Origin of the sequence: Paenibacillus lactis (assembly GCF_017873605.1) — a bacterium.
Lineage (GTDB): Bacteria > Bacillota > Bacilli > Paenibacillales > Paenibacillaceae > Paenibacillus_AQ > Paenibacillus_AQ lactis.
This window is the reverse complement of sequence record NZ_JAGGKI010000003.1, coordinates 188118-214990: the sequence shown is the minus strand read 5'-3', so window position 1 is coordinate 214990 and position 26873 is coordinate 188118. Positions and strand designations below refer to the sequence as shown.

The 26873-nt window shown below is 51.5% G+C and carries 22 protein-coding genes; 20 read left to right on the top strand and 2 right to left on the bottom strand.

Going from position 1 to position 26873, the window contains the following annotated elements:
* Positions 1 to 399: 399 nt before the first annotated feature.
* From thrS to J2Z18_RS06510, 20 genes are all read left to right on the top strand, one after another.
* A complete protein-coding gene (gene thrS, locus J2Z18_RS06605) occupies positions 400 to 2337 on the top strand; it encodes a threonine--tRNA ligase (RefSeq protein ID WP_210094415.1) in 1938 nt (645 codons plus the stop codon).
* 346 nt (positions 2338 to 2683) lie between these two features.
* Positions 2684 to 3232, top strand: a complete 549-nt coding sequence (locus J2Z18_RS06600) for a 3D domain-containing protein (protein WP_376773063.1) — start codon at positions 2684 to 2686, stop codon at positions 3230 to 3232.
* A gap of 147 nt (positions 3233 to 3379) precedes the next feature.
* Complete coding sequence (locus J2Z18_RS06595; protein ID WP_007127286.1) at positions 3380 to 3679, top strand: hypothetical protein; 300 nt, start codon at positions 3380 to 3382, stop codon at positions 3677 to 3679.
* A gap of 316 nt (positions 3680 to 3995) precedes the next feature.
* Positions 3996 to 5174, top strand: coding sequence for a cell wall-active antibiotics response protein LiaF (liaF, locus tag J2Z18_RS06590; RefSeq protein ID WP_210094413.1), 1179 nt, complete (start codon positions 3996 to 3998; stop codon positions 5172 to 5174).
* Between the two features lie 4 nt (positions 5175 to 5178).
* Entirely contained in the window at positions 5179 to 6279 is a 1101-nt protein-coding gene (locus J2Z18_RS06585) for a sensor histidine kinase (protein WP_210094412.1), read from the top strand.
* Positions 6279 to 6938, top strand: a complete 660-nt coding sequence (locus J2Z18_RS06580) for a response regulator (RefSeq protein WP_028403794.1) — start codon at positions 6279 to 6281, stop codon at positions 6936 to 6938. Before J2Z18_RS06585 ends, J2Z18_RS06580 begins: the two co-directional genes overlap by 1 nt.
* 147 nt (positions 6939 to 7085) lie before the next feature.
* Entirely contained in the window at positions 7086 to 8735 is a 1650-nt protein-coding gene (locus tag J2Z18_RS06575) for a S1C family serine protease (protein WP_028403795.1), read from the top strand.
* Positions 8736 to 8866: 131 nt separating this feature from the next.
* Entirely contained in the window at positions 8867 to 9553 is a 687-nt protein-coding gene (locus J2Z18_RS06570) for a response regulator transcription factor (RefSeq protein WP_007127291.1), read from the top strand.
* A 2-nt stretch (positions 9554 to 9555) separates the two neighbouring features.
* Positions 9556 to 11001 (top strand): sensor histidine kinase, encoded by a 1446-nt coding sequence (locus J2Z18_RS06565; RefSeq protein ID WP_007127292.1) that lies wholly within the window; start codon positions 9556 to 9558, stop codon positions 10999 to 11001.
* Between the two features lie 52 nt (positions 11002 to 11053).
* Complete coding sequence (locus tag J2Z18_RS06560) at positions 11054 to 12010, top strand: 4-hydroxy-3-methylbut-2-enyl diphosphate reductase (protein ID WP_028403797.1); 957 nt, start codon at positions 11054 to 11056, stop codon at positions 12008 to 12010.
* Between the two features lie 331 nt (positions 12011 to 12341).
* A complete protein-coding gene (locus J2Z18_RS06555) occupies positions 12342 to 13298 on the top strand; it encodes an ABC transporter permease (RefSeq protein ID WP_007127294.1) in 957 nt (318 codons plus the stop codon).
* A gap of 31 nt (positions 13299 to 13329) precedes the next feature.
* Positions 13330 to 14226 carry a carbohydrate ABC transporter permease gene (locus J2Z18_RS06550; RefSeq protein ID WP_007127295.1) on the top strand — a complete coding sequence of 299 codons (897 nt, stop codon included), beginning with the start codon at positions 13330 to 13332 and terminating at the stop codon, positions 14224 to 14226.
* Positions 14227 to 14426: 200 nt separating this feature from the next.
* A complete protein-coding gene (locus J2Z18_RS06545; protein WP_210094411.1) occupies positions 14427 to 16109 on the top strand; it encodes an extracellular solute-binding protein in 1683 nt (560 codons plus the stop codon).
* 76 nt (positions 16110 to 16185) lie between these two features.
* The gene (locus J2Z18_RS06540; protein ID WP_210094575.1) at positions 16186 to 17760 is read left to right on the top strand and encodes a response regulator; all 1575 of its coding nucleotides are present in this window, start codon (positions 16186 to 16188) and stop codon (positions 17758 to 17760) included.
* Between the two features lie 41 nt (positions 17761 to 17801).
* Entirely contained in the window at positions 17802 to 19589 is a 1788-nt protein-coding gene (locus tag J2Z18_RS06535) for a cache domain-containing sensor histidine kinase (RefSeq protein ID WP_210094410.1), read from the top strand.
* A 185-nt stretch (positions 19590 to 19774) separates the two neighbouring features.
* Entirely contained in the window at positions 19775 to 20830 is a 1056-nt protein-coding gene (aroF, locus tag J2Z18_RS06530) for a 3-deoxy-7-phosphoheptulonate synthase (protein WP_210094409.1), read from the top strand.
* A 329-nt stretch (positions 20831 to 21159) separates the two neighbouring features.
* Positions 21160 to 22584 carry a type I glutamate--ammonia ligase gene (gene glnA, locus J2Z18_RS06525; RefSeq protein ID WP_210094408.1) on the top strand — a complete coding sequence of 475 codons (1425 nt, stop codon included), beginning with the start codon at positions 21160 to 21162 and terminating at the stop codon, positions 22582 to 22584.
* Positions 22585 to 22765: 181 nt separating this feature from the next.
* Positions 22766 to 23851: a 3-phosphoserine/phosphohydroxythreonine transaminase gene (gene serC, locus J2Z18_RS06520; RefSeq protein WP_210094407.1), complete on the top strand. Its 1086-nt coding sequence runs from the start codon at positions 22766 to 22768 to the stop codon at positions 23849 to 23851.
* Between the two features lie 135 nt (positions 23852 to 23986).
* Positions 23987 to 24451, top strand: a complete 465-nt coding sequence (trmL, locus tag J2Z18_RS06515) for a tRNA (uridine(34)/cytosine(34)/5-carboxymethylaminomethyluridine(34)-2'-O)-methyltransferase TrmL (protein WP_210094406.1) — start codon at positions 23987 to 23989, stop codon at positions 24449 to 24451.
* 187 nt (positions 24452 to 24638) lie between these two features.
* Positions 24639 to 24893, top strand: a complete 255-nt coding sequence (locus J2Z18_RS06510; protein WP_007127303.1) for an AbrB/MazE/SpoVT family DNA-binding domain-containing protein — start codon at positions 24639 to 24641, stop codon at positions 24891 to 24893.
* Between the two features lie 295 nt (positions 24894 to 25188).
* On the opposite strand, the gene J2Z18_RS06505 is transcribed toward J2Z18_RS06510, so the two are convergent.
* Together J2Z18_RS06505 and J2Z18_RS06500 are read right to left on the bottom strand one after the other, a co-directional pair.
* Positions 25189 to 26274: a phosphodiester glycosidase family protein gene (locus tag J2Z18_RS06505; protein WP_007127305.1), complete on the bottom strand. Its 1086-nt coding sequence runs from the start codon at positions 26272 to 26274 to the stop codon at positions 25189 to 25191.
* Entirely contained in the window at positions 26271 to 26684 is a 414-nt protein-coding gene (locus J2Z18_RS06500) for a hypothetical protein (RefSeq protein ID WP_007127306.1), read from the bottom strand. The genes J2Z18_RS06505 and J2Z18_RS06500 overlap by 4 nt, the downstream gene beginning before the upstream one ends.
* Between the last annotated feature and the right edge of the window lie 189 nt (positions 26685 to 26873).

Below are 26873 nucleotides of genomic sequence, written 5' to 3'. Positions count from 1 at the left end.
CAAAGACATGAATCAATTCGGACCAGACCGCTTTCAGAGAGAGGAAACATCGGCTGAAATTTCCTCCGGAATGCCATTGATTTACCCCTTTGTAGCTGTGCTGTCGAACATCCTTCGGGCTTAGTAGGCATCACCGGTCATGACCGTTACCTCATGCTGATGAAGGATCCTCCGAGTCTAATGTGTGCGCACGGCTGGAGCGATCGAATTAGGGTGGAACCACGGGTATAACACTCGTCCCTTTGCGGGACGGGTGTTTTTTGTTATTTATAGGCCCGCGAACAGCCTTCACTTAAGCCTAGCTATACGGGGATGAAAGCTGGCACGCACGGGATTGAGCCTGTCCTGCAGAATGTCAATGAACGTGAAAGAAACATCATTTTGGAGGAGGAATGCAAGGTGGCTATCAGTATCAAATTACCTGACGGCTCCGTCCGCGAGTACGAAGCGGGGAGCATCATTGAGGATGTTGCCGCTTCGATCAGCAGCGGGCTGAAGAAAAATGCGGTTGCAGGCAAACAGAACGGGATTTTGGTGGATTTATCGACACCGCTTCAGGACGGGGCGTTGATTGAAATCGTGACCCAAGACTCCGCGGAAGGACTGGAGGTCATCCGCCACAGCACCGCTCACCTGCTGGCCCAGGCAACGAAGCGCCTGTTCGGCGCGAAGGAAGTAAAGCTTGGCGTGGGGCCTGTGATCGAGGACGGCTTCTACTATGATATGGATCTTGAGGAGCCGCTGAATCCGGAGGACCTGCAAAAGATTGAGAAGGAAATGGAGCGCATTACCCAGGAGAACCTTCCCATTGTTCGCAAGGAAGTCAGCCGTGCGGAAGCGCTGCGTATATTCGGTGAGCTGGGCGACCCATACAAGCTTGAGCTGATCAATGCTCTGCCTGAGGACAGCGTGATCACGATCTACGAGCAGGGCGAGTTTTTCGATCTTTGCCGCGGGCCGCACGTTCCGTCTACCGGCAAGATCAAGGTGTTCAAGCTGATGAGCGTTGCGGGCGCTTACTGGCGCGGTGACAGCAAGAATAAAATGCTGCAGCGCGTATACGGAACGGCTTTCGTGAAGAAAGCGCAGCTTGATGAGCATCTGCATCTGCTGGAGGAAGCCAAGAAGCGGGATCATCGCAAGCTGGGTAAGGAGCTCGAGATGTTTACCTTCTCGCAGCTCGTCGGACAAGGACTGCCGATTTGGCTGCCGAACGGAGCCAAGCTTCGCCGGACGCTGGAGCGTTATATCGTCGATATGGAGGAGCGTCTCGGATATCAGCATGTGTACACGCCGGTACTCGGTAACGTAGAGCTGTACAAAACATCCGGACACTGGGACCACTATCAGGAGGATATGTTCCCGACGATGGCTATGGACAACGAGGAGCTTGTGCTTCGTCCGATGAACTGTCCGCACCATATGATGGTTTACAAGAGCGGGATGCACAGCTATCGGGATTTGCCGATTCGCGTAGCGGAGCTTGGGATGATGCACCGTTACGAAATGTCGGGAGCGCTGACCGGCCTTCATCGCGTGCGGGCCATGACGCTGAATGATTCCCACATCTTCTGCCGCCCGGACCAGATCAAGGACGAGTTCGCACGCGTCATTCAGCTGATCATGACGGTGTACAAGGACTTCGGCATTAGAGACTACCGCTTCCGCCTCTCCTACCGGGATCCGCAGGATACCGAAAAATATTATCAAGACGACGAAATGTGGGAAATGTCCCAGCGCATGCTGCGCGAGGTCGTGGAGGGCCTGGATATGCCGTTCTACGAGGCTGAAGGCGAAGCGGCCTTCTACGGTCCGAAGCTCGATGTGCAGATCAAGACGGCGCTCGGCAAGGAAGAGACGCTGTCGACCGTCCAGCTGGACTTCCTGCTTCCGGAACGCTTCGAGCTCGAATACGTAGGCGACGATGGCCAGAAGCATCGCCCTGTCGTTATCCATCGCGGTATTATCAGCACGATGGAGCGCTTTACCGCCTTCCTGCTGGAGAACTTTGCGGGTGCGCTGCCGCTGTGGCTGTCCCCGGTTCAGGTGAAGGTCATTCCGGTTTCGGGCGCATTCGAGGACTATGCGAAGGAAGTGGCCGAGAAGCTGCAGCAGGCAGGCATTTCCGTCGAAGCGGACCTCCGCAACGAGAAGCTCGGCTACAAAATCCGGGAAGCACAGCTTGAGAAAATTCCTTACATGTTCATTGTGGGCGAGAATGAGAAAAATGCGGGTGCGGTTTCCGTCCGCAAACGGGGCGAGGGAGATATCGGCGCCCAGCCGCTCGGCGAAATCATCTCGAAGCTTCGGGAAGAGATCGACACGCGCCTCGTTTAATTTCGGGGCTGAATCGTCGGAGCAGCTTGCGCAACTGAAGGCTGCAATCCATTAAATAGTAAACCGTTAGAACCCTCTGTTATGATGTATATTTCATTCGGGATGTGGGAACCCTCGCTATTAAGGGGGAGGTACTCACATGATCAAATGGAAAACATGGCAGAGGGTTCTTTGCGGTTCCGTTCTGTCAGCTTTGATATTCAGCACATGGACATCTTCAGCGAAAGCCTACAATACCATTTTAAGCGAATCATACAGCAGGATCGATAGCAGTCCTATTTACGAAGGTTTAAGGAAAGGGGAAGTCCGAGGCTCGGATTACGTAGATCTGTCCGTGTTTTATGCCATGCGTGCCGCCGGCTTATCCGATTTGAGCCGGTATATTACCTTGCCCGAAACGGCGCCGAAGAAAACCGGGCCTGCGAAGAGGCGGGCATCCTCCATGCCGGTGCTTGCACCGCCGGAGGATCAGGTGCTTCATACGGTAAAAGTGACGGCAACAGGCTATACGGCAGGATACGAATCGACGGGCAAGAAACCGGGCCACCCGCAATACGGAATTACCTATTCCGGCGTTAAGGTCAAGCGGGATAAAAACACGCTGTCCACAATCGCCGCAGATCCTGATGTGTTTCCGCTTGGAAGCATCCTGTACATTCCGGGCTACGGCTATGGGATCGTCGCTGATATCGGATCGGCGATCAAAGGCCGGAAGATCGACCTGTATTTTGCTACAACCAAGCAGGTGTTCCAGGAGTGGGGAAAGAAGGATGTCGAGGTTCAGGTCATTAAGCAGGGCAGCGGCAAATGTACGGAGCAGATGCTGAGAACGTTTGGCAATGCGATCGAGACGTACCGGTTTCTGCCGTCCTCGGTGCTCGAGGAAGCGATCTAAAGAGCATTCCGAAACATCGATTTGAGCCGGGAGTTCACCTCGCGGAATTTCAGAATAAGGTCACCCTGTTCATCACATACTACATTTCGGGGGGCAAGAACCCCTGAAGAGGATGAAGGTATCGATAAGAACAGGGAGGTGAACATTGTGCCTAAAAAGAACAAAGTGCAAGAGAACTACCAAACTCCGAATGAAAAGTTCAACGCCGAGTTCGCTGAAGATACCAGCGGAATCAAGAGCAATCCTAAGGGGAACGCTAAAGTTCAGGAGAATTTCCAAACACCGAACGAAAAGTTCAACGCTGAGTTCGCTGAAGATACCAGCGGAATCAAGAGCAATCCTAAGGGGAACGCTAAAGTTCAGGAGAACTACAAAAAACCGAACGAGAAGTTTGACGCCGAGTTTGGTGAGCTGAACCAGCCAGGCGACCACCCGACGAACCGCTAACCATTCATTATTGATGGTAGATCGTTCGAGTTCAGATAAAAAGACCTTCGCCTAGGCGGAGGTCTTTTTTTGTAGATATTAGATAGTATATAATCTTCGGAAGATGTGCTGCCCGGCACCGCAAGAAAGACTACCGCTAAACGGTTAGTCTTCTTTGAGAGTACGTCGATAGACGTCTTTCTAATGTCAAGCCCAGAAATATCCAGCGCCTCGGTCTCGAGACCGAGAATAGTTTCATCCCGGCGCCGCTAACCGATTTCCCCCATCATGTAGTACACTGTAGGTAAGCTACAAATAGAACTACGAAAGCAAGGGGATGACCATGAGTAGAAAAGGGTGGAGCAAGCTCAGCAGCGGTTTGCTGCTCATCGGGATCGGTGTATTGTTTCTTCTCAATCAGATGAATATTGTAGATGTGGATCTCGGATATATTTTCTCAACCTTCTGGCCGGTGTTCATCATTTGGTTCGGACTGCAGAGCTTGATTTATGCACGCGGAGGAGGGCTGTGGGGGGCCGTCGTTCCGCTGATCATCGGCTTCTACTTCCTGGGCCGCAATTTGGGGGTTGTCGACTTTTCCTTCGGCGATCTGATTAAATACGCGATCCCGCTTATCTTGATCGGATTCGGTCTGCAGGTGATTTTTAATCCGAAGCATCAAGCACCGCCGCCGTCCCCGCCCAAGCCTGACGATTTCACCTCCTCACGGGGAGAGGGCTATCATGATCTGCCAGAGCCGCCGGAGGCACAGCCGTTGGATTCTTCTTTGGATGAGGAATTCGAGCGCAGATTCGGAAAGCAGGACAGCATGGACAAGACCGACAAGGGCCGCATGAGCGGTATGGGCGGCGGAGCAGAACGGAAGACAAGGCACAACGAATCGGTTAAGGGATACCGCTGGCAGGGCAATCATCATGCGGATCAACGGAATGAAGAACATGGCGGTGAACGGGACGATCGCAGAAAATATCGGGATTATATCGGTATGGATGGCCGGGATTCACAATACGGGAGTGCTTACGGTCCAAACGAGCACGACCCTAATGATCATGGCCCATACGGCCGTTACGGCCATGACGGTCATTATGGACACCATCATGGACATTCCAATCATGATACGGTGAACAAGTCCTCTTTTATCGGGGATGTGCATATGGGCAAGGATTATTTTCAGCTCAAGCCGACGAATATTTCCCAGTTTATCGGCGACACGGTGCTTGATTTAACCAAAGCCCAGATCCCTTACGGGGAAACCAAAATCAATATCTCCGCATTCATCGGCGATGTCAAAGTGTTCGTTCCGAATGACTCGGATGTCGGGATCCATGTATCGACCAGCTCATTCATCGGCGATATGAAGGTGCTGGAGGAGAAGCGGAGCGGATTTATGGGAAGCACCGGTCTGGAAAGCCCGTATTACAGGGAAGCGGGCAAGAAAATTCGAATCAATGTCAGCGTCTTTATCGGTGACGTTAAAGTGAACAAGGTAGGGTAACGCCATGGGATTTTTAAAGAACACAAAATGGATCATCATGGTCAATTTCCTTCTGATTGGAGCCGGAGTCGCTGTATTCCTGTATGCAGCGGACCGAACCGGTTCTATACATATAATAGATAACCGGCTGTGGTTCGTTTACGCGGCCGGTGTCATTCTGTTTTCGGGCATCGCCGGGTACATCGCAGGCCAGCGAATTCAGCGGCCGCTCGATCTTCTTCATCTAAATATGCTTCAGGCAGCGAAGGGCAATTTGACGGTTCGGCTGCCTGTCATTGAGGATGGTTCGTTTTCCAGAGTATATGATGAATTTAACGGCATGATCGAGGCGTTGGAGAAGAAGGTAAAGATACTGCAGCGGCTGGGCGAACAGGAAGTGATGGAGAAGGAAATCGCGGCTGAAGCCGCCGTCCTGGAGGAGCGGCGCCGAATGGCGCGCGATCTGCATGATACGGTTAGCCAGCAGCTCTTCGCCATCCACATGTCGGCCTCCTCGCTGCCGGCCGTACTGAAGCGGAACCCGGAGCATGGGGATCTGGTGCTTGGACAGCTTATCGAGATGTCGCACATCGCTCAGAAGCAAATGCGGGCATTGATTGCACAGCTGCGCCCGGTTGAGCTGGAGGGTCGAACGCTTGAGGAAGCGCTTGAGAAATGGTTCCCCGACTACTGTCGTCAAAATGGTCTAAAAGGCATGAAGGACGTGGAGCTGTACGGCGGCGTGTCGGAGGCGATCGAGCACCAGCTGTTCTTGATCATACAGGAGGCGGTTGCCAACATTGTCAAGCACGCGGGTGCGGGGCTTGTCAGCATGTCGCTGCGGGAAGACCAGAAACGGGTCGTGCTCAGCATCAGCGATGATGGCGTCGGATTCGACGAGATTGCCGGAAGACAGGGCTCTTATGGACTTTCAACCATGCGCGAGCGGGCGGAGAAGCTTGGCGGGCAGGTCGAGATTATCAGCAAAAAGGGAGCAGGTACGACTGTTAGAGTCAATATCCCTCTGTTTGAAGACGAGAACGGACATGAAGGTAGCGGCAAGGATCAGACGGAACGGGAAGTACCGGCAGGCGCCGGCGCATTGGAAAGGGGAGCGGAAGAATAATGAGTGGTGTAATTCGAGTACTGCTGGCTGATGATCATGATATGGTGCGGATGGGGCTAAAAACATACTTGTCGCTTGATCCCGGCTTTGAGGTGATCGGCGAGGCGGCGAACGGGCAAGAGGTTATTGACATGCTGCGCAGCGCGGATGACAGCTCCAGACCGGATCTGATTTTGATGGATTTAATGATGCCGGTTATGAACGGAGCGGAGACGACGCGGGCGGTGATGTCGGAGTTTCCCGAGCAGAAGATCGTCATTCTGACCAGCTTTCTCGAAGATGATCTGGTCGTGGAGTGTATTGAGGCGGGCGCGGTCAGCTATGTGCTGAAGACGGTATCCGCCGATGAGCTGATCTATGCCCTTCAGGGGGCGTTCAGGGGCATGCCGGTCATGACGAAGGACGTTTCGGAAGCGTTGACCCGGGGAATCCGGCGGCATATGGTGAATGAAGACGAGTCCGGATTGACCGAGAGAGAGCGGGAAGTTCTGCTGCTCATCGCCGAAGGAAAGAGCAACAAGGAGATCGGGGAGGAACTGCATATCAGCATTAAAACCGTCAAAACCCATGTCAGCAACCTGCTGATGAAGTGTGAGCTGGAGGACCGGACCCAGCTTGCGATTTATGCCCACCGGAAGGGCTGGGTCAAATCGTCGTAAGCGAGGGAAGCTAAATCCCGTCTGATAAGGTTTTTATCTGCCTTTTAATTGTTTTTAAGGTACTATTAAGGTTTATAGTACACAATAAAGACAGTTAATCAATGAAACCGCTTGGAAGCAGGCGATTCAAATAGGAGGTAAACACCCATGGACGATCCAAGAAAGCGATATGGCTATCCAGATGATGAGCGAGCGAACAACGAACCCGGCAATGAGCCGAACAGACAAGAGGAGCCATCCTCGGGCAGCTCTTCATACTACTATTCGTACGGACCCTTTCAGTCCCTATCCAATGAGGGAGGCAACGAGCCAACCGAGGAAAGCCCGTATCGGAGACGGGAATCCCAAGAGGTTGAGGTTACGGCACCGCAGCCCGTAAAGCCGATTCCGTCTTCCGGCTATGCCCAATCGCAATCGGCCGGACAACAGGGCGGCAGCGGGGGACCGTCGGACGCCGTGACAAGGAATACGCAATGGAACTACAGCTCCAAGCCGAAAACGTCGGTCAAAACGGTGCTGCTGTCCTTTCTCGCAGGCGTCATCGTCATCTCGAGCCTGATGTTTGCGGCAGACCGGACGAATCTGTTCACGCCGGACGCGGCCTTCTCATCCGAACAGCCGTCTCAGGAAACGGCGGCGCCTGTCGATAGCAACGGTAACGGCAACGACAGCGCGACAACGGCATCCGCGATGATTCCAACCAACCAAGGGGACGTTTCGGCTGTCGTGGATGAAGCCGGCCCTGCCGTTGTCTTGATCGAAACGCTGGTCAACAGCCGCAGCGGGCAAAGCTCCAATCCGAGTCTGAATGATCCATTCTGGTATTTCTTCGGCGGGGGCCCGTCCAGTCAGCAGGAAGACAGCGGCAATAGCGGAAACAGCGGTAATGGCGGCAATCAGCAGCTCGTGCCTTCGGGTCTCGGCTCCGGCTTCATATTCGATAAGTCCGGTTACATCCTGACGAACGAGCACGTTATTCATGGCGCCGACGTCATTCAAGTTACGGTTCAAGGCACCAAGAAGCCGTATGAAGCCAAGCTGCTCGGCTCCAGCTACGAGCTCGACCTGGCCGTGCTGAAGATTGAAGGGGATAACTTCCCGGCGGTTAAGCTGGGCGACTCCGATTCCCTGAAAGTCGGCGAATGGCTGGTGGCGATCGGCAACCCGAAAGGGTTCGATCATACCGTAACCGCCGGCGTGTTAAGCTCCAAAGAGCGCGAAATCGATATTCCAGGAACGAATGGGGAAGAGGACCGCAACTATCAGCACCTGCTGCAGACGGACGCCTCGATCAACCCGGGAAACTCCGGCGGGCCGCTCTTGAACCTGAAGGGTGAAGTGATCGGGATGAACGTGGCCGTCAGCGCGGAAGCGCAGGGCATCGGCTTTGCGATTCCGTCCAGCACGATCAAGGAAGTGCTGGAATACCTGAAGAACAACCAGGAAGTTCCGAAAGAGCCGGAACCGTTTATCGGAGCGGAGCTGGCAACCGTCACGCCGCAAATTGCACAGCAGCTTGGCTCGAAGGTAACCGAAGGCTCTTACGTCAATCGCGTCGTATTCCGCTCGCCGGCGTATGAAGCCGACCTTCGCCAATATGACATCATCATTGGCGTGGATGGTGAGAAATACCCGACGCATACCGATCTGGTCGAATTCATTCAATCGAAGAAGGTCGGCGATAAAATTACGCTTAACGTCGACCGCAACGGCAAGAAAATCGACCTGCCGCTGACGATTGGGGACAGAAACGAGTTTGAGGCTTCCCTTCAACAGCAGCAGCAACAGCAGCCGTAAGCACTGACATAGAAGCGATACAAGCGGAAGGGTGGATTCCCTTCCGCTTGTCTTGTGCTTGGACCGGCCGATATAATGGATTGTAAATGACGTAACAATTGAGATGCTAGCAGATAGAGGAGATGTCGCCGATGCGGTCCCGAATTTTAATCGTGGATGATGATGAGAAAATTATTTCGATGCTTCGAAGAGGGTTGGCCTTCGAAGGTTATGATGTGTTGACGGCCTCGAACGGGGCCGAAGGCTTGAAGCTGATTTTGAGCGAAGATCCGGATGTGGTCGTGCTGGATGTCATGATGCCCCAAGTCGATGGATTTGAAGCGCTGAGAAGGCTTCGTGAAGGGGGCAGCACGGTGCCGGTGCTGATGCTGACCGCGAAAGACGAAGTCGAGAACCGCGTGAAGGGGCTCGATACCGGCGCGGATGATTATTTGGTCAAGCCGTTTGCGCTGGAGGAGCTGCTCGCTCGCGTGCGCGCGCTCTTGCGGCGTAAAACAGGGGAGGACTCAGCCTCTCAGCGGCTGACCTTCGAGGACCTTGTTATGGACACCGATGCCAGGGAGGTCATCCGGGCGGGACAGCGGCTGGAATTGACCGCGAAGGAGTTCGAGCTGCTCCATCTGTTTATGCAGAACCCGAAGCGGGTGCTATCCCGCGATTTGATCATGGATAAAATATGGGGCTACGATTACAGCGGGGAATCCAATGTGCTGGAGGTCTACATCGCCATGCTCCGGCAGAAGACTGAGGAACATGGAGGGAAGCGGCTGATCCAGACGATCCGCGGTGCTGGCTACATTCTAAGAGGTGACAATTAAATATGTCCATTCGTTTAAGGCTGACCGCTTGGTATACCGGAATTCTGTTTGTGACGCTGCTGATATTCAGCTCAGCGGTGTACGGCTTTGTGCATTTGTACACGTATGAGGAACTGAAACAGAGGATTGTCAAACAATCAGGCGAGATGGAGCTTGGAACCGACGGCTATGAAGTGTTTCCTAGTCGTGATACAGCCGACCGGCTCGAAGCAGCTGATTTATTTATGCAGACATCGACTACGGAAAGACCGACATGGCGCTCTGATAATATGATCTTTAGCGAGGTTCAGTTTGATATTCCTCCTGCCGACAATATAAAAAAATACGACAATAAGTTTACACGCATGAATATCAACGGAAACTCTTTTCTTGTATATCAAAAAGCATTATTTAAAAACCCTAATCAAACCATCTTGTGGCTTCAGATTGGTGCCAATACTAGGCTAATCGACCAAACGCTGGACCGGCTCCAGTCGATTCTGATCATGGGTTCGGCCGCAACGCTGGTGATTGCTTCCACCTTCGGTCTGTTCTTGGCGCGTAAATCGATGAATCCGATCGGCAAAGTGACCGAGGCCGCAGAACATATCCAGAAGGGAACGGACCTTAGCGTCCGGATTGAGTACGACGGTCCGCAGGACGAAATCGGACAGTTGATCGGCACCTTTAACGCGATGCTCGAGCGAACCGAAGGCTTCTATAAGGAGCTGGAGGACGCCTATGCCGCCCAGCGGCGTTTCGTCTCCGACGCTTCCCATGAGCTCCGCACCCCGCTGACCACGATCCGCGGCAACGTCGACCTGCTGCAGAAGATGTGGACGGCGGAGCAAGGCGAACGAATGGATATGGACGATGAAATGATCAAGCAAATTTCGATCGAAGCGGTTGGAGACATCTCAGATGAGGCCAAACGGATGAGCCGGCTCGTGAACGATATGCTGTCTCTTGCCCGCGCGGATACCGGTCAGACCTTCGAGCTGTCGCCGATTCCTTTGCAGCCGCTCGTTGAGGAGGTTGCGCGGCGGGCACAGTTTCTGGAAAAGACCGCAGAGTGGCACGTCGGCCGGCTGTCGGTTCTTAACGGGGTGTATGTCGAGGGGAACAAAGATTATTTGCAGCAGATGCTGTTCATATTTATCGAAAATGCATTCAAGTATACGCCGGAAGGTGAGGTCAGTCTGGACGCCGTTCTGTACAAGGGACAGGTCGGTCTGAGGATTTCGGATACCGGAATCGGGATGGACAAGGACGAGGTGCCGTTCATCTTCGAACGATTCTACCGCGCGGACCAGTCTAGAGGCGTTACCGCCGGAACGGGCCTTGGGCTCTCGATTGCCAAGTGGATCATCGATGAACACAAGGGCTCGGTCGAGGTCGTTACCCGCAGAGGGGAAGGCAGCACGTTCATTGTATGGCTGCCGGTCGTCTTTGCTCCTCCCCTGGAATAGGGTATAATGGTCTATGAACCTAAGGAATACAACGCGAAAGCAGGTGAGGATCATCGAAGTCATCAAAATATCGCCGAGAGGTTACTGCTACGGCGTCGTGGATGCCATGGTGCTGGCACGTCAGGCCGCCCAGAACCTGGATCTTCCCCGGCCTATTTATATACTGGGCATGATTGTGCACAACAGTCATGTCACGCAATCTTTTGAGGATGAGGGCATCATTACGCTGGACGGTCCGAACCGGATGGAAATATTGAAGCAGGTGGACAGCGGGACGGTTATCTTTACCGCACACGGCGTTTCGCCGGAGGTTCGCAAGCTTGCCCGGGATAAAGGGCTGACCACGCTGGATGCGACGTGCCCGGACGTGACGAAGACCCATGATTTGATTCGGGATAAGGTTGCGGACGGATACGAAATTATTTATATCGGCAAGAAAGGCCACCCCGAGCCCGAAGGGGCGATCGGTATCGCGCCTGAGCACGTCCATCTGATCGAGAAGGAAGAGGAGATTGATCAGCTTGAGGTGGACGCATCCCGGATCATCATCACGAACCAGACCACGATGAGCCAATGGGATATCAAGCATATTATGAAGCGCCTGCTGGAGAAATTCCCGGGTGCCGAAATCCATAACGAGATTTGCCTGGCGACGCAGGTGCGGCAGGAGGCCGTAGCGGAGCAGGCAGGGCAGGCGGACCTCGTAATCGTGGTGGGCGATCCTCGAAGCAACAACTCGAACCGGCTTGCTCAAGTCTCCGAGGAAATTGCCGGCGTTCCCGCGCACCGGATCGGCGATGTGACCGAGCTGAAGCGCGAGTGGCTTGAAGGCATAAGCAAGGTGGCGGTCACCTCGGGCGCCTCGACGCCGACGCCGATCACCAAAGAAGTCATCGCATACCTTGAGCAGTATGAGCATGACAAACCGGAAACTTGGGAAATCAAGCGTACGGTGAACATGAGCAAGCTGCTGCCTCCGGTACGTGCGAAAAGCAAGACGCAAGCTTAAGTACCATAGATATTTATGAAGAAGCCATTGCGGTAATTTCGCAATGGCTTTTTTTGTGTCAAACCGTTGTTTATGCCACCCGGATGCTGCTAGCTCGTTGAATAATATCAATTTTCTTTAAACCGGGGGTAGTAAGAAGTAATTTACCGATGAAGGGGCCGCGACATGCTGCCCTCCTAAGAGTCCTTTAAGGGCTCTTTTTTCATTTGGATACATTTCGATTGAATATTATCATTTTTCGTTGATCAGGCAAATATTCATGATCGCCTCTTTCAACTAGAATGATAGACATTAGAGATACTTCATGGCATAAACATACGGGGGGTTGGAGATGGCACAAATATCCGTTAAGCAGGAACCTGTTCCTAAACGGAAGAAAGACAATTTACTTGTTCGCTTTGCCAAACAGTGGGACATCCAGCTTATGGTGCTTCCCGCGCTCGCGCTGATTTTTATATTCAGCTATATCCCGATGTACGGGATTTTGATGGCGTTCCAGGACTACAACATTTTCAAAGGCATGGGCGACAGCCCTTGGGCGGGACTGAAGCATTTCCGGATGTTCTTTGAATCTCCTGAATTCATGAACGTCATGCGCAATACGATCGTCATCAGTTTGCTCAAATTTCTAATTGGCTTCCCGGCGCCGATCATCTTGGCGCTGATGCTGAACGAGGTCCGGCACATGTTCTTCAAACGCTTGGTGCAGACCGTCAGCTATCTGCCTCACTTCTTATCCTGGGTTATCGTATCAGGGTTCGTCATTTCCCTGTTGTCCACGGATAACGGGAGCGTAAATATTTTGCTGATGAAGCTGAACCTGATCGAAGAGCCGATCAACTTCCTGTCCTTGCCGGAATACTTCTGGACCATTCTTGTAACGACGGGAGTTTGGAAAGAAATCGGTTTCTCGTCGATCGTATATTTGGCAGCCGTAGCGGGAGTGGATCCGCATATGTACGAAGCGGCTGACATGGATGGAGCCAGCAAGTTCCGCCAGATTTTCACCATTACACTGCCTTCGATCATGCCGGTGGTTGTCATCTTCATGATTCTTGCGATCGGCAACCTGTTGACTGCCGGGTTTGAAGACATCTTGCTCTTGGCAAAGAACCCTGTGCTTAGAGAGGTGTCCGATGTTATTGATACATATGTTTACCGAATCGGTATCGAAAACTCCCGGTTCTCCTATGCAACGGCTGTAGGCTTGTTCAAAGCGGTAATCAGCGTGATGCTTCTGACGATCGCCAACCTGATTGCACGCAGATCGGGCAACAGTCTATGGTAAACGAACATTGTGATGAAGGGAGCGGGTAGATTTGGTACGATTAGGATTCGGTGACCGCGTCATGCAGGTTGTCATCTATATCTTGCTTGCATTGTTGGCTTTTGTGACCTTTTATCCGTTTTGGAACGGACTTGTCATATCATTGAATTCCGGTTCGGATACCGCCCTGGGCGGAGTGACTTTCTGGCCGAGAGATTTTACGCTGGAGAACTATGAAATCGTCTTCCAGGACAAACGGCTGCTGAACGGCTTCGGCATATCCGTAGCCCGGACCGTGGTCGGTACGATCAGCTCGATTTTGGTGACGTCGATCTTTGCTTACGGGATGACGAAGCGCGAGCTTATCGGACGCAAATATTACATGGTGATGTGCATCATTACCATGTACTTCGGGGGCGGCTTGATTCCGACGTTCATGCTCGTCCGCAGTCTGGGTCTGATGGATTCCTTCTGGGTGTTCATTATTCCGAGCTTGGTAAGCGTGTGGAACATGATCATATTCCGAACCTTCTTCCAAGGGCTTCCGAACGGGCTGGAGGAGTCTGCCAAGATTGACGGCGCAGGCAATTGGGGGATTTACTTCCGGATTATCCTGCCGCTGTCCGGTCCAGTTATCGCGACACTATCCCTGTTTACAGCCGTGGCGCACTGGAACGAGTGGTTCTTGCCGAGTATCTACATTACGAAGGAAGAGCTTCTGCCGATTCAGACGATTCTGCGTCAAATTCTGAATTCGAACATCATGTCCGAGCAGATGAGCCAGCTCGATTCCTCGTCGGCGGCAGCGCTGTCGAGAATGCAGAGCGTAACGACCAAATCGTTGTCCATGGCAACGATGATCGTGGCAACCTTGCCGATTATTATGGTGTATCCGTTTGTACAGAAGCACTTTGTAAAGGGTGTACTGGTAGGTTCATTGAAAGAGTAGAACCCGAGAGTCTTTGCAAATATTCAAAGAGCGGCTTTCAATCGGCAATATGCAGGGTGAAATGGTTTGGTTCATCTATCTATTGGACCTGGAAGCCGCTGGAATCGAATTTTGCATAATCCTGAGCATCTAAACATGTTGTTTGAAGCATTCGCTTTAGACATAAATATCAAGTGGAAATACGAAAGGGGAATTAGAGAATGAGGTTGAGAAAGAAATCTCTGACCACATCGATGACCGCTTTGCTGGCAGCAGCGCTGATGCTGTCGGCATGTGGCGGCGGCGGTGGCAACGGCGGGACGAAGACGTCCGATCCGGCTCCTAGCACGGGCGGCGATACAGGCACGCCGACAGAGCAAGCGTCCGACAGCAAGTACGTGCTGGGTGAGCAGCCGCTTGAGTTCAGCTTCTATGGTCATTACGATTGGTATACGATGCCTCCTTGGGGTGAGGACGACGCTTCCAAATGGATTAAAGAGAACAAAAAAGTCGATGTTAAAGCGATTAACTCCCAAGGCAACGCGCAGCAAAAATTCAATACGATGATCGCGTCCAAAGAGCTTCCGGACGTTATCTGGCTCGATCGCGGTCCTGACGTGGAGAAGCTCAGAGAGGCGGATATGCTCGTGCCTTTCGATGAGTATTTGGATAAATATCCGAATCTGAAGGAATGGCTCGGCGAAGCCGGGATCAATATGCTTCGTTCCGATGACGGGAAGCTGTATCAGTTCCCGAACTGGTATACGAGCCAGCCGAACGGCAACGCCGGTTACGTCGTGAACAAGAAGATTTACAAGGAGCTTGGAGAGCCGAAGCTCGAGACGACCGAAGATTTGGCGAATTACTTGGCGGCCGTCAAGGCGAAGTACGGCAATGAAGTCGTACCGTTCGAGCCGGGCATTGAAGGCCAAGGGATCGATGTATTGTACTCCGCATTCAAGGAAGATGCGCTGACTCGCTGGATCGCGATCCGCGGCGTGCCAAACGGCGACAAGCTGACCTCGATCTTCACCGATCCGACGTATCGCGAGTCGATGCAGTATGCGGCGAAGCTGTTCCGCGACAAGCTGATTTCGCAGGATGCCCTGACCCAAACGAACGACCAGGTTAAAGAAAAAGTAATGACGGGCCGTGTTGCAGTCTACGCTGCATCAAGCCCGACGGAAAATGCGATGAATGCTCATGCCGAGCTGGCCAAGAAAGATCCGAACGGCGGTTATTTCATGATCTGGCCGATTGCTAAGGAAGGTCTGGATAAGAACAAAATTTATCCGGGTACCTATACGCAGCTGGGATGGAACGTAAGCGTCATTACGAAAAGCGCGAAAGATCCGGAAGCCATCTTTGCTTTCCTGGATTGGTATACGGGTCCTGAAGGACAAAGCGTCCAAATGTGGGGCCCTCCAGGCGGATATTGGGACGGATTTGAAGAAGACGGAAAGACACCGAAGTTTACTGAGAAGTATATAACGGATGCAGAAGGTCTGGCTAAGCTTCAAGCAACAACAACGAATATCCAATGGAACGGTAATACCGTATTCGTCGACACCGCAAAAGCGAAGTACGAAAGCACACTGCCTGAAGAGCAGCGCAACTGGTCGACTCGCTGGCAGTACGAAATAACATGGAAAACGCAAGCGAACGCAACGGAATTCATTAACCTGGATCCGTCACCTGAAAGCGAAGAAGGAATTATTCGTCAACGTATCGAAGATATCTATACCGAAGCTAGAGCGAAGGCTCTGTTTGCGAAGGACGATGCCGAAGTGTTGGCCGTGCTGGATAAGGCAGAAGCCGATGCTCAAGCAGCAGGCTACGAGAAGCTTCTTGCTTTCAAAACCGAAAGATGGCAAGCAAACCTCGCCAAGATGAACGGCCAATAATACCATATGGAATACCGAAAGGGTATGCTGCGGATGCAGTATACCCTTATCGGAATTTTAGGGGGAGTAGATGCCCATGTATAAAGTGCTGCTGGCAGATGATGAAATACTGGACCTAGAAGGCATGAGGAGCTTTATTCCATGGGAAAGCCTCGGCATGGAGGTCGCGGCTGCGGTTAATAACGGATTTGCGGCATGGGAAGTGCTGGAGAAGGAGCCGGTGGATATTCTCGTCACCGATGTTCGAATGCCCAATATGACCGGGATCGAGCTGGCACAGAAGGCGCAGAAGATGAATGAAGAGCTGCAGGTTATTTTCGTGAGCGGTTACCAGGACTTTAGTTACGTTAAACAGGCAATCGCGCTCAAAGCATGTAATTATGTGCTGAAGCCGATGGAGGATGAGGAGCTTATCGAAGCGCTGACCAAGGTCAAGCAGGAGCTGGACCGCCTTCGCGAGCGGAAGGAGACGGAGCGTGCCTATCAACAGATGGTGCCGATCCTGAAAAACCAATACTTTCTTCAAATTTTGCAAAAGCCGTATGATGGAGCGATGCTGGAGATTATCGAACGGGAGTACAGACTGAATGAAATCGAATGGCCTGTCCGTGTAGCACTCTTGGAAATCGATGATGTCAGTACCTGGCGCAGCAGCTATGAGGAGAGGAAAAAGGGGACAAGGGTTAACGAGCAGTTCTTCGCGAAGCTGCACATGCTTCTGGAGCAGGCCGGATTCCGGCATGTATGCAAGGTTACGGACCAGCGAATGGCGGTGCTGCTGGACAGCAAGCACGATAAGCCGGATATACAGCTTCTCCTGGAGCAGCTGAAGGACGATTATGCCTTAACCGTAACGGTTGGCGAGGGCGGCGTTGCCAATCAGCTGGAGCAGCTGCACGCTTCTTATCTGACGGCGGTGGAAGCATTAGATTATAAGATGTTCCGCGGGAAGGGTCAGTGGATTCTTTATCACGAGGTTCCGACCGAGGATCGTGAGGACGCCAAAATTCTGGACATACGCCTCGATTCCTTGTTCACGGCGATGACCAATTACGATATTGTACGGATTCACGACGAGATCGAAGCGATTCAAGCATTGGCCTCAAACATCAGATCCAAATTTACAATCCGTAATTTGGCCATTTATATCATCATGAAGCTGGATGCACATCTTCACACGATGCATGAGGATCTGTTCCGCATGCTTGGGATTGATCTGAAAAATTTGGATATCCTTATGCAGTTTGAGACGATGAATGATATTTTCGCTTGGCTCCGGATGAAAGTGTTTGAAATTTCGGAGCAGCTCAACTTCCGGCAGCATTCCAGGAACGGCCGGCTGGTTGAGGATATCATCAGCAATATCCGCGAACGAATGCATGAAAATATTACTTTACGCGATATGGCGAACCGATTTTCGTTTTCACCGAACTATTTAGGGGTTCTCTTCAAAGAAGAAACCGGATACAATTTTAGCGATTATGTCATCAAGCTTCGTATGGAACGGGCGAAAGAGCTGCTGGTTACGACAAAGCTTAAAATATATGAAATTGCATCCCAGACCGGCTATCAGTATCTGCCCTATTTCAGTCGGCAATTCAAAGAAATGTACGGGATGACGCCGCTGGAATATCGGCGCAAGCACGCATAGCCTTCCATACTATACCGTAGATAATGAGGTCGTGATTGGTCATGACGGGGAAATTCGAACGAATCCGGGTCAAGGTGCCCTTCGGCTATAAATTAATGATATCTTATTGCGTGTTCATCATTATTCCCGTGCTGCTGGTCGGGAACATCGCCACCCAGATCTTTGTTACGTCCATCCGGGAACAGACGCACAATAACATACAAGGCACGCTTCATCAAATGAATAATAACATTACGTACAAGATCGAGGATATCGTGCGGATTTCGGATATGCTGTATTTCGATACCTTATTCAACAATCGCCTTCGTTACACGGAGAGCCAGTGGGTCAGTTACGATACCATGGTCAAGGTTTTGATTCCCAAGCTGGAGACGGCCATCAGCACGGCCAATCGAAAAATATGGATGTCGATCTATTTAAAGAATAACGACCTCGGAGAAGTGTATGATAATTATTCGAATTCCGATCCGCTTGATGCGGATAAACGGCTGTTCGATATTTATCGATATGACCGCCTGGTTGACAAAACCTGGTACAAGCTTTATCCGCCGGAAGAAGAATACGGAACGACGCTGCAATGGAAACAGATCGAGTATGATGCTGCCCAGGGCCGCATCTCGCTCCTTCGCCGTTTGATCGACATCACCACGATCAAGCTGCAGGAAATCGGATTTATGCGGATCAACGTCAGCCTGGATTATTTGTTCGAGAGTATGGACTATAAAAAAATCGGTGAAGGAACGGCCCTCTATTTATCCGACTCGCAGGGGCGAATCATCCTTTCCTCGGGCGGTGTGAAGACGACCGTCTTCAGGGAGAAGGAGCTCCGCAATAACGGCGACTTGCTCATCCGGGAACCGATTCCTCAGCTTGGCTGGGAATTGATCGCTGTTGTCCCCGCGCCAATCGTCGAGAAGGATACAGTCAAGATTCGCAACCTGACGCTGTTGATCTGCCTCGTCTGCATCGTGGTGTTCTTCGTGGTGAGCCTGATCGTCTCGAGGTATTTTAGCCTCCGCGTGTCTAAAATCGTCTCAGTTCTGGATTCGTTCCAGGAAGGGGAATTCCATAAGCGGGCCCATTTCAAAGGCAATGATGAATTCTCGCATATCTCATCCGCGCTCAATGAGATGGGCAGCAACATCGGCAGACTGATCAACGAGGTGTACCTGGCCGATCTGCAGAAGAAGGAAGCGGAGCTGGAATCGCTGCATGCGCAGATCAATCCGCATTTTCTGTACAATACATTATCCTCCATCAGCCGTCTGGCCCGCTTTGGCATGCTGGATAAGCTGCATCGGATGGTTCTGGATCTGGCCAAGTTTTACCGCCTGTCGCTCAATGACGGCCGAAACATTATTTCCGTCAAGAACGAATTGGAGCAAGCACAAGCCTATGTCGATATCCAGAAGATTAAATACGATGAACGAATGCAAGTCAGCTATGACGTAGAGCCGGAAGTCGTCCGGTACGAGACGGTGAAGCTAATTCTTCAGCCGTTCATTGAAAATGTGCTCGAGCATGCCTGGACCGGGGACTCCATTCATATCCGCATCACGGCCAGGGTGCTTCAGAATGTGCTGGAATTCCGGGTTATCGATAACGGGGTTGGTTTCCCTCCTGACCGAAGGCTGGATAACACCGGGGCTCAGAATCTGACGAACGCTGGCTACGGGATCCGTAACGTGGATCAGCGAATCAAGCTGCACTACGGCAGTCAATACGGGGTTACCTTGTTCAGCCGGGCTGGGATCGGAACCACGGTAAGAATCGTTATCCCGCTGGTTAAGCGTAAAGTGTCGGAGGGACGCGACAAACCGATTCCGTAAGTACACCAACAGCTCCCCTTTTCAAAAGGTCCAGGATTTGGGCTTGACGGAAAGGGGCATTTTTTGTATAGTTACTTTAATAGATAAAAGCATAAAAGCTTAAAAGCGAACAAGCGCTTAAGCGTGAAAGTCTATAGTGGAATCAGGAATAATTACTGAGCATATTGAGGAAAGAAGGGCTAAGCATGATCGTAATAACTTCGAATCAAACACCGGAAGAGCAGATTAAGCATATTGTAGGCGAGATTGAGAAGGAGGGGCTGCAAGCCCATGTATCGCGCGGTGCGGACCGAACGGTGATCGGGCTGATCGGCAGCGTCAATCCGAAGCTTGCCGAGCATCTGCGTCAAATGAAAGGCGTAGAGAACGTCATTAAAATCTCTAAATCTTATAAGCTTGCAAGCCGTGATTTCCATCCTGACGACACGGTCATCGATATTAAAGGAACGAAAATCGGCGGCGGCAATCTGGTTGTCATGGGCGGTCCTTGTGCCGTGGAGTCCGCGGAGCAGATCGACGAGATTGCAAGGCTGGTTAAGGCGGCCGGCGGACAGGTGCTTCGCGGGGGTGCTTTCAAGCCGCGAACAGGACCATACAGCTTCCAGGGGATCGGCGTCGAAGGGCTGATCATGATGGCTGAAGCCGGGCAAAAGCATGGCCTCCTGACGATTACGGAGGTTATGACACCGGAGTACGTTGATATTTGCGCGGAATACGCGGATATTCTTCAAGTTGGAACACGGAATATGCAGAATTTCGATTTGCTGCGCAAGCTGGGCACTTGCGGAAAGCCGGTGCTGCTTAAGCGGGGATTTAGCGCAACTTACGATGAATTTTTAAATGCGGCGGAATACATTCTTGCCGGGGGGAACCCGGATGTAATGCTCTGTGAGCGGGGAATCCGAACATTCGAGACCTATACCCGGAATACATTGGATTTATCTGCCATCCCTGTATTGCAGCAGCTCAGTCACCTTCCGGTCATCTCGGACCCAAGCCATGGAACAGGCCGCCGGGAGTTGGTTGAACCGATGTCGAAGGCTTCCGTAGCCGCAGGCGCGGACGGACTTATTATTGAAATGCATACCGACCCGGATAATTCGATGACAGGAGATGGCGTACAGTCCCTGTTCCCGGATCAGTTTGCCGCTTTGCTCAAGGATCTGGAGCAGCTGGCTCCGCTCGTGGGCAAAAGCTTTAATACTTCCAAGGCTCCGGCATCCGATTTTGCCCGCGTATAATACGCTTCGTACCTGATCGCAATGTCGATGCGATGCCGGGAGAAGCAGCCGGGAAACCGCGGGAGAAGTTATGAATAGCGGATATGGATAGGCAGAGTCACAGCATAGCTATGAAGACACTTGCACGTTATTTGCAGGTGTCTTTTTCATGCTGTTTTACTTTAATTGGTTTCATATGTCAATTTATATGACATGGTTTTTAAAAATACCTTACATAGCTATTGACGTGAGGTTATCTGCCAGCATATAATGACGAAAAGAAAACGAAGAATATAGGAACATTGTTAAGCTGTTTTAATCTTAATGTTCGGAAATTGGGAGGAAGAGACATGTCGGTAGAGAAATTATTGCATACAATTCAAGAGAATAACATTGAGTGGGTCGATTTTCGTTTTGTAGACTTGTCGGGACGGGCGCATCACATTTCCCTGCCAGCTTCAGAAGTAGATGCTGAGACGTTTGTGAACGGGGTAGCCTTTGACGGATCTTCTATCCCAGGCTTCCGCGGCATTGAGGAATCGGATATGGTGATGATGCCGGATCCAAATTCCTACTATATCGACCCGTTTACAGCACATCCTACCATCAATATTATGAGCAACATCTATACGCCGGAAGGTGAAGCATATGAGCGTGATCCGCGCGGCATTGCGACACGTGCGGAAGAATATCTGCAGCAGTCCGGTGTAGGTACGGCAGCGTACTTCGCGCCTGAATCCGAGTTCTTCCTGTTTGACGATGTCCGCTATGAAAGCACGATGAACAGCTCCAGCTACTTCGTGGATTCCGAGGAAGCTAACTGGAATACGAACCGTAAAGAAGAAGGCGGCAACCTCGGCTTTAAAGTCGGCGTAAAGGGCGGTTATGTACCGGTGGCGCCGGTGGATACGCAGCAGGATATCCGCAGTGAAATGTGCAGATTGCTGAATGAAGCAGGACTTCGCGTGGAGCGTCATCACCATGAGGTGGCGACGGCAGGGCAAGCGGAAATCAACTTCCGTTTCGATACCTTGAAGAAAACAGCAGACAATCTGTTGATCTATAAATACATCGTTCATAACACGGCTCGTCAATACGGCAAAACGGCAACCTTCATGCCGAAGCCGCTGTTCGGGGACAACGGAAGCGGGATGCACGTTCACCAATCCATTTTCAATGGCGATACTCCGTTGTTCTACGAGAAAGGCGCGTATGCTAACCTGAGCGAAACTGCGCTTCATTACATCGGCGGTATTCTGTACCATGCTCCGGCACTGATCGCCCTGACGAACCCAAGCACCAACTCCTTTAAACGTCTGGTTCCAGGTTACGAAGCACCGGTCAACCTCGTGTTCTCCAAAGGCAACCGTTCCGCGGCCGTTCGGATTCCGGTTGCCGCAGTAACCCCTAAAGGCTGCCGGATCGAGTTCCGTACGCCGGACTCTACGGCGAACCCTTACCTGGCATTCGCGGCAATGCTGATGGCAGGTCTGGACGGAATCAAGCGTAAAATCGATCCAACGGCTCTTGGATACGGGCCATTCGATAAGAACATCTACGAGCTGTCCGATGCCGAGAAGAAGGAAATCCGCAGTGTACCGGGTTCTCTGGACGAAGCGCTGGATGCACTTCAGGCAGATTATGAGTTTTTGACCGAAGGCGGCGTATTTACGAAAGACTTCCTCGATAACTTCATCGATTTCAAGCGTGCCGAGGCCAAAGCCGTTAACATCCGCGTTCATCCGCACGAGTACTCCCTGTACTACGATCTGTAAGAGATCAGCTTCATTTAGCGCCGAGGGCTTATAATTAAGCCCTTGGCGCTTTTTAGGTAGTCACCGGGAGCGGCAAAAAAATTGTGAATAATTACACTTGAAGGACCATCAGATTGTTGCTATGATTAGCGTTAAATCAATAAAGCGATAAAGGGAACACAGAGAAAGGGTGGAGAGTCAATTGAGCAAGAGAGCCTTCAATTTTAATGCAGGACCTGCCGCATTGCCGCTGGAAGTGCTGGAGCGCGCGCAAGCGGAATTCGTCGATTACCGCAATACCGGCATGTCGATCATGGAAATGTCCCACCGTGGTGCCGTTTATGAAGCTGTACATAATGAAGCGCAGGAACGCCTGCTGTCACTGCTGGGGAATCCGTCCGGTTATAAGGTGCTGTTCATTCAGGGCGGTGCGAGCACGCAGTTTGCAATGATTCCGATGAATTTTTTGGGACAGGGCCATGCCGCCAATTACGTCATGACGGGAAGCTGGGCCGACAAGGCGCTCAAGGAAGCGAAGCTGATCGGGGAGACGCATGTTGCCGCCTCTTCCGAAGAGAGCAAATACATGTCCCTGCCGAAGCTTGCGGACATCCAATTGTCCGACAATGCCGCTTACCTGCATCTGACCTCCAATGAGACGATCGAGGGCACGCAGTTCAAGGACTTCCCGGATACCGGCGCAGTGCCGCTGATCTGCGATATGTCCAGCGACATTCTCAGCCGTCCTTTTGACCTGAGACGATTCGGCATGGTCTATGCGGGCGCGCAGAAGAATCTGGGACCGTCCGGGGTGGCCGTTGTGATCGTTCGAGAGGACCTGATTACGGACTCTCCGAAGCATCTGCCGACGATGCTAAGATATAACACGTATCTGAAAAACAACTCCCTGTACAATACGCCGCCGTCCTTCGGCATTTACATGATTAACGAGGTTCTGAAATGGATCGAAGAGAAGGGCGGGCTTGCAGGGGTTCAGGATATGAACCGCAAGAAGGCCGCGCTCATTTATGATGCCATCGACAACAGCGGCGGATTTTACCGCGGCTGCGTGAATCCGGACAGCCGCTCCGATATGAACATTACGTTCCGCCTGGAAACCGAGGAGCTGGAGAAGGAATTCGTGAAGGCTTCCGAGAAAGAAGGCTTTGTGGGACTTAAGGGGCACCGGAGCGTAGGCGGCTTGCGGGCATCCGTATACAATGCGGTTCCTTACGAGAGCTGCAAAGCGCTTGTGGACTTTATGGAGCACTTTAAGAACAACCGCTAATGTGATATAAATCCAACAACAGACCTAAACCCTTCCCTGATAAACAGCGGAAGGGTTTTTCTGGAATCAGCCTGAAAAGTCCGGCGGATCGGTTATAATAGAAGAAAACGTTAAAGAAAAGGTGGACAATACAACATGGCACTGCATATCGTACTCGTTGAACCCGAAATTCCAGCCAATACGGGCAATATTGCCAGAACCTGTGCGGCTACGGGCACACATCTGCATCTGGTTCGACCGCTCGGCTTTAATACCGATGACAAGACCTTAAAGCGGGCTGGCCTGGATTATTGGTATGCCGTACATATTGAATATCATGACTCCTTCGAGGAGCTGAAGGCGAAATATCCGGACGGGCGCTATTTCTATGCTACGACGAAAGCCAAGAAGCGGTATATGGACATTCAATTTCAGGATGAGGATTTTCTTGTATTCGGGAAAGAGACGAAGGGGCTGCCGCCCGAGCTGCTGGCTGCCAATCCGGAGTCCTGCATCCGGATGCCGATGACAGACAAGGTCCGCTCCCTTAATTTATCCAATTCGGCGGCCATTATCGTTTATGAGGCTTTGCGCCAATTGGATTTTCCAGGGATGGAATGAGTCGTGCTGACGCTTAAATCATTCGGAAAAACCATCCAGTATACCTATAAGATATCGAAAAAACTAATAAATTCTTAAAACCAGCAGGATTCGACAGCTTTTTATCGAACTATACTACTAGGCCCTTATTATCAGTTTGAGAATTCCAGAAATCACTTGTTGAAGATGAAAGAGGTGTACAATTGTTATGAAACCTGCTGGTGTAGTTCGAAAGGTCGATCAGCTGGGGAGAATCGTTCTTCCAAAGTCTCTGCGTAAGAGATATCAGATGAACGAGGGCGATCCCGTAGAAATTCTTGTGCAGGGGGACCACATTATTCTGGAGCGTTACCGTCCCAAATGCGTCTTTTGCGGCTCGATGGACGGCGTAAGCGAGTTTAAGGAGCGTTATATCTGCACACAATGCATGTCGGAGATGCAGCAGCTTCCGAGACATGCTTGATTCCTAATATAAAGGTTCTATCGTCTCATTTGATAAGCATCGCGGACAGCGGTGCTTTTTTTTATCGCAAAAAAGTAAAAGACCCCCTCATAAGAAGAGGGAGTCATGCCTTACAGGCCTTTGGTTTTGTCATCATTGTAGGCTGCGGTCAAAATGCCGACCATATAAAGGGCAAATACGATCATGACGATCCAAAAGGTTAATGAGAAAGACATTACGGCCACCTCCTGCTAAGCTAATCTATATTATAACCATCTTAGCCGAAAAAATAAATGATAATATGAAAACTGCCCCTTTATTTGAAAAACAGGAAGTGTGTCGGCACCGGACGGAGTTGTCCGTCCGAGGGCTTGTTCACAACCCGTCCGTTCAGGACGAGGGAGGAGGAGCCGCCCCCATCCAAGTTATATGCGTCGATCACGCCAAGTTTAAGAAGCTTGTTCTGCAGCTCCTGCAGCGTAGCACCCGACTTGCCGTTCTCATCATATCCTTCCGTGACGAGAATCAGCAGCTGATCGTCCTTATAATTGCCGATGACGGTGCGCGGAGCACGTGCAGGCGTGCTTCTCCACTTCTCGGGAATGGTCGTCTTTCTTCCGTTCTGCAGCAGCACCGGCACAAAGGTGGCTCCGAATTTCGGGCTTAGACGGTCAAGCTGCTGTTGACTGTAAAATTTGCCGCCGATCAGTTTTCCGGAGGTGCTCATTCCGACGAAGGCCAGATCCTTAAAGCTAGGCTGAAATCCGGATACATAGTGGCCCTCGTAAAACGTCGTGCCGAGCGGGAAGCGGCCCTTGTTCCCATCGGCGTATCCGCCGGCATTAATGCCGGCTACGGCCCCGTGCCGGCTGACGGCCCGCATCGTCGTTTCCACCGTTCCGGGCTTGCCGCTTTCGCTGCCCAGGGACATGCTCATCGCGGAAGGGTCCTTCAGCTTGACCTTCATCGCATAGCCATGGTAGGGGCCGGGATTGACTTTATACAATTCAATCCGGATCCGGTCGCTGTGAACCGTCTCGATGGGGGCTCCCAGCTTTGAGGTGATTCTCCGGTTATAGATTTGCTCGGGCTTTGCGGCCTGCGTCTTGGCTTTTCCCAGAAGGGATCCTACCTTGGCGGTCGTCTGTTGATAGAGAACGGCCGTCTTTTCAATGGAGGATACGGTTTGTTTGGCAGCTGCGGCCGCTTGGCCGAGATCGCTCCTGATCTTCGCCGACTGCTCGGAGATATGGCTGTCGGCTATGTACTCCGAAGAGTGCAGCGTGATGCGCGGCGGCTGGGTTAATAGCCACATGCACAGCAGCATGCCGATGAAAGGCGCGATGGCAAGCATAAATAAACGGTTTACCTGCTTTGGTCGGATATATTTGAGCTTGCTCACTTTAAGAGCTCCATTTTGCGTTCCAGTTCTTTGAGCTGTTTCTCGACCTCGCTAAGCTGGCTGTACAGCTTGTTGCTGTTGTCGGTTTTGCCGCTGGCCTGATCTTTGGTGAAGGTCAGCAGCTCGTTGAAGGATTGAACCTGACTCTGCATTTCGTCCAATTCCTGTACCAGCTCATTGAAACGCTGATCGTATTCCGATTTGAACGAAGCCATCTGCCTATTGGTATCCTCCTGGAGCTGGATAACGACCTGTTCCTTCAAATGGTTACTGTATAAATAGGCTGCGGTAGTGCCCAGCCCAATCAGTACAATCCAAAATACCCAGAACCATCTGGCCGAAGGTCCTTTGCGCTGCATTTCCTCACGGGACTCATAGGGGGTATTGTTTTCTGATTCCAACACCGGCATTTCATCACCCCTCAAAATCTATCATTTTTTCCAGATATCTATTCTATCATGTCAGAAATACTTTCGCAAAGACGAACAAAAGGCACTTGTTTTATGAAAAAAGATTGCTTAGAAAGTTAGAGTGGGATACAATCTGTATAGATTTGTTTATCAAGTAGGATACATATAAGACATTCGCCATGCTTATTT

Bases quoted from the DNA above. Each gene is read 5' to 3' on its own strand.
- J2Z18_RS06600 (WP_376773063.1), top strand. From the start codon at position 2,684: ATGCGTGCCGCCGGCTTATCCGATTTGAGCCGGTATATTACCTTGCCC.
- liaF (WP_210094413.1), top strand. From the start codon at position 3,996: ATGACCATGAGTAGAAAAGGGTGGAGCAAGCTCAGCAGCGGTTTGCTG.
- J2Z18_RS06585 (WP_210094412.1), top strand. From the start codon at position 5,179: ATGGGATTTTTAAAGAACACAAAATGGATCATCATGGTCAATTTCCTT.
- J2Z18_RS06580 (WP_028403794.1), top strand. From the start codon at position 6,279: ATGAGTGGTGTAATTCGAGTACTGCTGGCTGATGATCATGATATGGTG.
- J2Z18_RS06575 (WP_028403795.1), top strand. From the start codon at position 7,086: ATGGACGATCCAAGAAAGCGATATGGCTATCCAGATGATGAGCGAGCG.
- J2Z18_RS06570 (WP_007127291.1), top strand. From the start codon at position 8,867: ATGCGGTCCCGAATTTTAATCGTGGATGATGATGAGAAAATTATTTCG.
- J2Z18_RS06565 (WP_007127292.1), top strand. From the start codon at position 9,556: ATGTCCATTCGTTTAAGGCTGACCGCTTGGTATACCGGAATTCTGTTT.
- J2Z18_RS06555 (WP_007127294.1), top strand. From the start codon at position 12,342: ATGGCACAAATATCCGTTAAGCAGGAACCTGTTCCTAAACGGAAGAAA.
- J2Z18_RS06545 (WP_210094411.1), top strand. From the start codon at position 14,427: ATGAGGTTGAGAAAGAAATCTCTGACCACATCGATGACCGCTTTGCTG.
- J2Z18_RS06540 (WP_210094575.1), top strand. From the start codon at position 16,186: ATGTATAAAGTGCTGCTGGCAGATGATGAAATACTGGACCTAGAAGGC.
- J2Z18_RS06535 (WP_210094410.1), top strand. From the start codon at position 17,802: ATGACGGGGAAATTCGAACGAATCCGGGTCAAGGTGCCCTTCGGCTAT.
- aroF (WP_210094409.1), top strand. From the start codon at position 19,775: ATGATCGTAATAACTTCGAATCAAACACCGGAAGAGCAGATTAAGCAT.
- glnA (WP_210094408.1), top strand. From the start codon at position 21,160: ATGTCGGTAGAGAAATTATTGCATACAATTCAAGAGAATAACATTGAG.
- trmL (WP_210094406.1), top strand. From the start codon at position 23,987: ATGGCACTGCATATCGTACTCGTTGAACCCGAAATTCCAGCCAATACG.
- J2Z18_RS06510 (WP_007127303.1), top strand. From the start codon at position 24,639: ATGAAACCTGCTGGTGTAGTTCGAAAGGTCGATCAGCTGGGGAGAATC.
- J2Z18_RS06500 (WP_007127306.1), bottom strand. From the start codon at position 26,684: ATGCCGGTGTTGGAATCAGAAAACAATACCCCCTATGAGTCCCGTGAG.